Raw genomic sequence first — 8,088 nt, 5'->3', positions numbered from 1 at the left:
GCCAGGATCAAACTCTCCAATAAAGTATTGAAAAGAGCGATTAGCTCATTTTGAATCTGACGAGATTAAAAATCTCATTTATGTTCCGGTTTTCATACAGCCAGATGGCATGTACCAAAAACCTTCACGTTCATCCTGCAAGCAGGATGATTACTCACTCGTTGTTCAGTTTTCAAAGATCAAACTTCGTTCGCATCCGAGTGTTGTTCTCTTCAGCAACTTTTATATCTTATCACGTCCGAACCAATTTAGCAAGCACTTTTTTTAAGTTTCTTTCGAAGCTTATTTTGTTTGCTTACCGCACCGTGTTTCTCGTGTTTTCTTGGCCGGAAATATAATATATCACGCCGGTACATTAATTACTACATGTAAAATATCCCAAATAACCAGCTCGGTGATTGAATCGAATAGCATAAATATGCTGGCAGTTACCCACATAATCAAACCGAGCATACTGATCTTATCTATTATACTTGCAAGCTGATACTAGTCAGCACAATTAAACAGACAATCTTATCTAGTATAGTGTTCAGGTAAGTATGGTAGCTTATTATTTTGCGCTACCCTTTCTAGCTTATATTATGGGAGATCAATGATAGGAATCTATAAATAACCTCTATGATATCAGCCACACACTATATTCTGTTTCTTCTATATATAGTAGTTAACAAATGGACAACAGTATTATTAAACGCGGATCTACTCCCAATCAACTCTTAAACCTACCCATCACAATCGTATCGTAATACTTCCCGTCGGCATGTTTCCGGTCCTTTTTCAAAACACCTTCAATTTCAAAACCCATTCCTTTATATAGTTCTATCGCTTTATCGTTGGTTTCCAGCACGTTCAGCGTCATTTTCTCAACACCACTCGTGTCTGCCCAATGGATCGACAGCTCCAGCAGTTTCTTCCCGATTCCGTACCCCCAGTGATTTCTGGCAACACATACACCAAACTCAACCTTATGACAAAATCGCTTTAAATCCGAACCCTCACATCTGGAGTACCCAACGATCTCTCCCTGCACATCAGCAACGAGGAACAGGTTTCGATCCTTCTCCGTATCCAAACGAATAATCTCCCTAAATCCCGCTGCCCCAATAAAAGCCTCACCCTGCTCCCGATCCATGTTCTCCGTCTCTCCATCAATCTGTACACGAAGCGTAGATAATGCCTCAGCATCCTTTTCCTCTGCGGATCTAATGGAGTAAGCCAATCCTTTCACGATAAAGTCCTGTTTTTCAATGTTCATCTATACTTTCCCTCCTAATCCTTTCTATATTACTACTATTATGGACCAGTGCCCTATCCGAATTCGGATGGACTCTTACCCGTAAGCATCTTGAATACCTGGCTAAAATACGTGGCGTTACGAAAGCCCGTCATCTCACTAACCTCGTATACCATGTAATGGCCCGACTGCAGCAGATCCATCGCCTTTTGAATTCGATATCCGTTCAGATAGCTCACGAAATTCTGCCCGGTTACCCTTTTGAACAACTGACTCAAATATTTGGGATGCACAAAGAGTCCCTTGGCAATTGCCTCAAAGCTGATTTCGTCAGCATAATGCTGCTCCACGTACTGTTTCACCTGATCCACCAGTCTATTGCTTTTTTTCTCCGTTATCTCTTTCCGTGTCTGTTCTATCCAGTCTCCAATAATGGCGTCCATCCAGCATAGCAAATCCTGTAGCGAATACTTGGATTGAATATCCCTCAGAAACTCACTCATCGCCAGTGGTGGCTGCAATAAGGGATATTGTCTGTTCCAACTATGAATTAAGGTGTCGAATAGACTTACAGCCACAACCTGTACATCCTGAATACTAGTACAAATGCCATCCTCAAATAAACGGCGAATTTGCAGCCATACCTCCTCTGCCAGATCGGTCCGCATATCTGCCCATGACTCGTTCCACTGCCGCAGCAGCAAAGAATAATCGGTGACATTCGTTTCTACTTTTTCTATTGAATCGTATGCATAGACACGACTGCCTCCTTGAAATTCCGCCATCTCAAGGGCTTCTCTGCTCTCCAAATAGGAGTCCATTACCTCGCATATATGCTCTTTGGTTGTTCCAATCCCTGCGCTCATTTCCATTTTCAGATACGTAAATATCTGATCAATCATCCGCTCAACAAGTATTTCGATCTGTCCAGACATCCCCTCCCCACCAAAAAGAAGCAGTACAAACACCTGATCGGAATAGTCCAGAACTTCCACTTGGCTGTCCTGCATGTGCGCAGTCTGTTCCTTAACCGTCTCCTGAATAATATCCGCTGCCCCGTAACGGAGTAACTGCCAGTCCCGCTCTTTCATCCGTGCCAAGAATCCGGGACGATTCAGCTGCAGACTAATCGCACGTACCTGCGAAGACATCCGAATACCCACGTAATCCATACGTTCCTGCGGCAACTCATCTGCCAGATAGCGTGTGGTCAGGAGCTCGTGCAGAAACTGTTTGCGCAAATAGGGAACTACCTTCCCAATCTCCTGCTTGTATGTCCGCTCCAGCTGCTCATGGCGCTCTCGCACTTCCTGCTCCAACAGAACTTCACGCAGCACCGACTCAATCTCCTCTACCTCCGCCGGTTTCAGCAAAAAGTGATTAACCCCCCATCGCATGGCGGCACGAGCATTCTCAAATTCATCATAACCACTTAGAATAATGATTGGCAGATGAGGGTGATTGCGCCGAAGCGCCTGTGTCACCTCAAGTCCTGTCATACCCGGCATATATACATCCGTCATAACCAGATCGGGACGCAGCCGCTCAAACTGTTCCAGTGCATCCACTCCGTTGGAAGCGGTGCCTGCAATACGAAGGCCGAGGGAGGGCCACTCAATATGATCGGTTAATGCCTTTATAGTATGTGGATCGTCGTCTACAAGCATGATGGTTTTCATACCTTCTCACCGTCCAGCCAGAGATTTAACTGCTCTTCCGTCTCAATGCACGGCAGACAGATGGTCACTTCCACACCTCCCGAACTTCCTGTGCATAGATCAACTCCATATCCCCTGCCACAATATAATTGAATGCGCTGATGGACATTTCTCACTCCGATACCACGTGACTCTTCCTGTTTCCACTCTGCTGGCAAGCCTTGACCATTATCCATAATCCGAATAAAGACTTTGGAAGGATCTCCAATTTCTTCGCTGATCGCCACACATATTCGAAGATTCTCCTCTTGGGGATGCGCGTGCATGACGGCATTTTCAATAAAGGGCTGCAAAATAATTTTGGGAATGTAACAACCACGGACACGTGGATCAATCTTTTCCTCATAATCAATGGAGAACGGCAGCCGTTCAGCCTGAATACTGACATAACAACGGGCATGCTCCAGCTCATCGCGAACTTTAATAAACATTCTGCCTCCACTAAGTCCAATGCGTAAAAGTTTGCTGAGCTGCACAATCATGCGGCTGATGTCCTTGGCTTCATAATCAAGCGCACGCCAGTGGATCATATCAAGTGTATTGTAGAGAAAATGGGGTTTGATCTGCGCCTCCAGCAGGCTCGTCTGGGCCTCCCGCTTGGCACGGCTCTCTTCCTTGACCTGATCCATTAGCTCCGTCAATCTGGATGCCATGTGATTGAAGCCATAGGCCAGGTGAGCATATTCCTCGGTAAACGAAAGTTGGACCCGGGTCTCAAAGTCTCCCTTCTCGAGCTGCCTCATTCGTTTGATCAGCTGACGAAGGGGACGTACAATTCTCCGGACGAACAGGTACGCAAATACGGCAGAACATAGCAGTCCAACCACAGCAATTCCAAGCACCTGCCATCCGGCGTACCTGACAGGGGATAGCAGTGTATGTACAGGAATCGTCTGCACCAGACGCCACTGAAGTGTGGCGGGTTTGGAATATAACACGAGTTGTGCACCGCCAGCATTGCCAGATACCACTTCAAATCCGTCTTCATTATGTTCGGCATGTGTTCGAATCCAATCACTGTCTACAACCGGTAGAGTTCCTTTAGTGGATACGTCCACTGGCAGGGATGAGTCCGCTGCACTTGCTGCTGCAGCATTACCATTGGGATTTTGACCAGATTCCCTCGTCGGGTCTGCATCTCCCATCTGCATAACGACATTGCCCGCCGTATCCACCAGCAGCACCTGTCCATCCAATACCATCGGCATGTCCGCAAATCGGCGTACGATATCCTCGCGACTTAAGCGGATCAGAACATATGCCACCGTACCCCCACGGCTGTCAAAGATACGCTGGGCATACCCTACCAGGGAATGTCCCGATTCATTTTCTCGCAAAGGCACCCAAGCTGCGTCCGCCTGCTCCAGTGCTGCGAACCAGGAATCCCCGGCAATCGTATCCACTGGAAAGATTCGGTCAGCCATCGTGACAGTAACACCATTGTAAGCATCTGTATACAATTCCACCGAGGTAATGCCTTCGCTAACGACAAGTGTATGGTCCAGTATTTTGGCCAGTTCTCGCCGCTGATGGATCTGCGTAAGTCTCCCTGTTCCTGCTGTTTCCAACAAATTCGCAAGATCCCGGTTGCTCGCGAGCGAATAGGCAGTCCCCGTCACCCCTGTAATAAAATCAAACCCCCGCCGGGTGCTCTCGTTCAGAAGCGCCAGCCGTGCTTTGCTGATCTCGGTAAAGGTCACCGTAGAGAAGGACTGATATGCCAGCCAGACGATAATGGATACGAGCAGCAGGTTAAACGCAATAAAGCAAGTCACCATCAGTGTGGTGAGCTTGCTTTGCTGCAGCTTTTGATTGATAAACAGGGATAATCTTCGTTTCCCCATGAAATCAACTCATTTCGTTTTGGAATTAACCTTTGAGTCCGGAGGTCGCGATTCCTTCCACGAAGTACTTTTGACATACGATAAAAACGATAAAACAAGGCACCAACGAAAGCACAGACATGGCAAACATCGGACCCCAATCGGATTGGGAACTGGAATCAAGGAACAGGCGAAGTCCCAGCGGTACCGTGTACTTGCTGACATCACTCAGATAGATCAGCTGGCTGAAGAAATCATCCCATGTCCATAAAAAGGTGAAGATCATTGTGGTCACCAGCGCCGGAAAGGCCAGCGGAATAATGACTTTGGTATAGATACGCACAGGCCCACAGCCATCAATGGTGGCCGCCTCATCGAGCTCTTTGGGCAAACCCCGGAAGAACTGAACCATCAGGAAAATAAAGAAGGCGTCGGTTGCAAGCCATTTTGGCACCACCAAAGGCAAGTACGTATTCACCCATTCCAAATGGTTGAACAGGATATATTGTGGGATCAGCGTCACATGATGTGGCAGCATGATCGTCATTAACATCAAGCCGAAGCAGATAGCCTTGAAACGAAAATCGAGTCTGGCAAAGGCATAAGCCGCCATTGAACAAGAGACCACATTCCCCAGCACGGCACCCAGCGACAGGACAATGGAGTTGGTCAGAAAACGGGAGAACGGATTGCCTTGTATTCCCGTCCAGCCATTCATGTAATTTTGAAAGTTCCATTCCTGCGGCCAGAACCATGTTTCACTAAAAATCATATGTCCCGGCTTGAACGAACTGCCCAACATCCAGAGCACCGGATACAACATGACAAAGGCAATTCCAGAGATCAGGATATGTTTCATGGCAATCCAAGCCGCAGAATTCCGTTGTCCAATCATGATTTTCCACCATCCTCATAATGGACCCACAGCTTGCTGCTGCGGAATACCAGCAATGTAAACACACCGATCAGGATCACCAGCACCCAGGCCATTGCGGAAGCATAGCCCATCTGAAAGAAAGAGAATCCTTTTTTGTACAGATATAGGGAATACATCAGTGTTGAATTGACCGGACCCCCGCTGCCGTTACTAATGACGAAGGCTTGCGTAAACGATTGAAAAGACGTAATCAGCTGCATCACCAGATTGAAGAAAATCACCGGCGACAGAATCGGCAACGTTATATAGAAGAAACGCCGGAATGGACCTGCTCCATCAACTGCTGAAGCTTCATCATATTCAGGTGGAATCTGCTTCAAGCCTGCCAGAAAAATGATCATGGACGATCCGAACTGCCACACGGACAACAGCACGATTGAGTACAGGGCGTATTTCGGATTGGCAACCCAATCCGGCGCCTTGATGCCCACCATCGCAAGCACACCGTTGAGCAACCCGTCCCCACCCAACATTTTGCGCCACAACATGGCAATAGCCACACTGCCGCCAAGCAGGGTTGGGATGTAGTACACGGTCCGGTAAATGCCGAGACCCCGTATCCCCTTGTTCAACAGCATCGCTACAAGCAGGGCAAAGATCAACTTGATCGGCACGGACACCGCAACATACGTAAAGGTAACTTTGAGCGATTGGGTAAACAGCTTATCCGAAGTAAACATGGTTGTGTAGTTACCCAGACCGACCCAGGAAGGGGCGGCCAGGATACTGTAATCCGTGAATGAAATGTATAACGAAACCAGCATTGGACCAAGGGTCAGGAACAACAAACCAATCAGCCATGGAGCGAGGAACAGCAGTGCTGCTCTATTGTGTGCGTATCTCCGCTTCACCCTCCGGGCTGTCACTCGTTCGGCTCGGGCCTGACTGACCTGTGTTGTACTCATCTTCGCAACCTCCCCGCAGAATTGGACAAATTGGAACCAGACAAGCGGTTATTGACTCGAGGCAAGGGTGGCCTTGGCTCCCTCAATAAACTGAGCAATCACATCCGGTGTATTGCCTTGACCGAAAGCGATCTGCTCGCTTGCACTTTTGAAGCTGGTGTCCACTTCGGAGAATCCCTGCGGATAAGGAGGATCAATCTCACTGGAGTTATTGGATACAACATCGATGAATTGAAAAATGGCTTGCTCCGCCTCTGGCAGTGTGGGCTGCAGCTGCTCACGGATGCTTGAATTGACAGGGACCCCCCGCTCAGAACCAAGAATGGTCGTCGCTTCCGGATCATTTACCATGAAATCGATAAACATGGCTACTTCTTTTGGATGCTTGGTTTTGGCATAGCCGGAGATAAATTGGCTTGGTTTCAAGTATTCACCGATTTGCTTCTCATTCACACCATGAGGAATGACTTGTATGCCCAGCTTGTGATCCTGATTTTTGTTCACTTGCTGGAACGTCAGCAGTTGGTTGGACCAGGAAAAATCCATGGCTGCTGTTCCCAGCGAGATGGGGCGCGTCTCCAGCGCATTGGTAGTGGATGCTGTCACCTCGGCGGTTGTAACTCCACCGCTTGCGCGCAGGGCGCTCCACATGTCGAACCACTGCTGCATTTCTTCGCTGGTCGCCGTGATCGTTCCGTCTTCAAACAGACCTTTGCCCGTTTGGCGGATAAATACCTCAAACATGTTGGTTGTACCGGATATATCCGCTGAACCGTAAAACCCCTCCCCTTTGGCTTCTGCAATCCGGGTGGCAATATCGCCAAAATCCTTCCACGTCCAGCTTTCCTGTGGTTCCTCGATCCCTAGCTCCTTAAAAAGGGTAGCATCATAGATGACGCCTGGAGCGTTTACGCCCAATGTAATTGCATATAGCTTATCGTCAATTGATCCGGCCTTGAGCATGCTCTCGTCGTGATCCTCTGTGCGCAGCTCTTTGCTCTGACTATATGGGGTCAGATCCAGCAATGCGCCGCGACGGGCAAAGTCGGTCAGAAAGGCATAATCCATCTGCACGATATCCGGAGCATTCGAACCAGCCACCTGGGTGGTCAGTTTATCCATGTAACCGTCCCAACCGGAATATTCCGGTTTGATCGTAATACCGGGGTGCTTTTCTTCAAACAGCTTGATCACTTTGGTCGTCAGATCGTGGCGAGTTTGCGATCCCCACCAGGTCATGCGCAGTTGAATGTTGCCCGAGGCATCTCCTTCACTTCCGTCACCAGATGAAGCCGTTGAACCGGAAGATCCTCCGGAACAGGCTGCAGCAAACAATAACAGGGACATGCAGAACAGGGTAACCCACTTTTTGGTGATCAACATGAATGAATTTCCTCCCCTTTTTGCTTTTATGGAATCGCTTACAAAAACTATTGTAACGGCCTATGGCTGCTCATGACATAAACAAAAG

At 48.1% G+C, this 8,088-nt stretch carries 6 protein-coding genes; all 6 read right to left on the bottom strand.

What is annotated here, in order from left to right; genetic code table 11:
- Positions 1-709 precede the first annotated feature (709 nt).
- From AB3N00_RS28105 to AB3N00_RS28080, 6 genes are read right to left on the bottom strand one after another with little or no spacing between them, the layout of a single operon-like run.
- Positions 710-1,255, bottom strand: a complete 546-nt coding sequence (locus AB3N00_RS28105; RefSeq protein WP_413037464.1) for an N-acetyltransferase family protein — start codon at positions 1,253-1,255, stop codon at positions 710-712.
- Between the two features lie 53 nt (positions 1,256-1,308).
- Entirely contained in the window at positions 1,309-2,913 is a 1,605-nt protein-coding gene (locus AB3N00_RS28100) for a response regulator (protein WP_413037463.1), read from the bottom strand.
- Positions 2,910-4,796: a cache domain-containing sensor histidine kinase gene (locus AB3N00_RS28095; protein ID WP_413037462.1), complete on the bottom strand. Its 1,887-nt coding sequence runs from the start codon at positions 4,794-4,796 to the stop codon at positions 2,910-2,912. Before AB3N00_RS28095 ends, AB3N00_RS28100 begins: the two co-directional genes overlap by 4 nt.
- Positions 4,797-4,821: 25 nt before the next feature.
- Positions 4,822-5,670 carry a carbohydrate ABC transporter permease gene (locus AB3N00_RS28090; protein WP_175393918.1) on the bottom strand — a complete coding sequence of 283 codons (849 nt, stop codon included), beginning with the start codon at positions 5,668-5,670 and terminating at the stop codon, positions 4,822-4,824.
- Positions 5,667-6,617: a carbohydrate ABC transporter permease gene (locus tag AB3N00_RS28085; protein WP_217506281.1), complete on the bottom strand. Its 951-nt coding sequence runs from the start codon at positions 6,615-6,617 to the stop codon at positions 5,667-5,669. Before AB3N00_RS28085 ends, AB3N00_RS28090 begins: the two co-directional genes overlap by 4 nt.
- A gap of 48 nt (positions 6,618-6,665) precedes the next feature.
- Positions 6,666-8,000, bottom strand: a complete 1,335-nt coding sequence (locus AB3N00_RS28080) for an ABC transporter substrate-binding protein (protein WP_413037461.1) — start codon at positions 7,998-8,000, stop codon at positions 6,666-6,668.
- Positions 8,001-8,088: the final 88 nt, after the last annotated feature.

The sequence above is a fragment of the Paenibacillus xylanilyticus genome, assembly GCF_047246825.1.
GTDB classification, from domain to species: Bacteria; Bacillota; Bacilli; order Paenibacillales; family Paenibacillaceae; genus Paenibacillus; species Paenibacillus xylanilyticus_B.
This window is presented reverse-complemented; position numbering and strand designations above follow the sequence as displayed.

Excerpts from the sequence above, each read along its gene's own strand:
- AB3N00_RS28090 (WP_175393918.1), bottom strand. The coding sequence starts at position 5,670 with ATGATTGGACAACGGAATTCTGCGGCTTGGATTGCCATGAAACATATC.
- AB3N00_RS28080 (WP_413037461.1), bottom strand. The coding sequence starts at position 8,000 with ATGTTGATCACCAAAAAGTGGGTTACCCTGTTCTGCATGTCCCTGTTA.
- AB3N00_RS28105 (WP_413037464.1), bottom strand. The coding sequence starts at position 1,255 with ATGAACATTGAAAAACAGGACTTTATCGTGAAAGGATTGGCTTACTCC.
- AB3N00_RS28100 (WP_413037463.1), bottom strand. The coding sequence starts at position 2,913 with ATGAAAACCATCATGCTTGTAGACGACGATCCACATACTATAAAGGCA.
- AB3N00_RS28085 (WP_217506281.1), bottom strand. The coding sequence starts at position 6,617 with ATGAGTACAACACAGGTCAGTCAGGCCCGAGCCGAACGAGTGACAGCC.
- AB3N00_RS28095 (WP_413037462.1), bottom strand. The coding sequence starts at position 4,796 with ATGGGGAAACGAAGATTATCCCTGTTTATCAATCAAAAGCTGCAGCAA.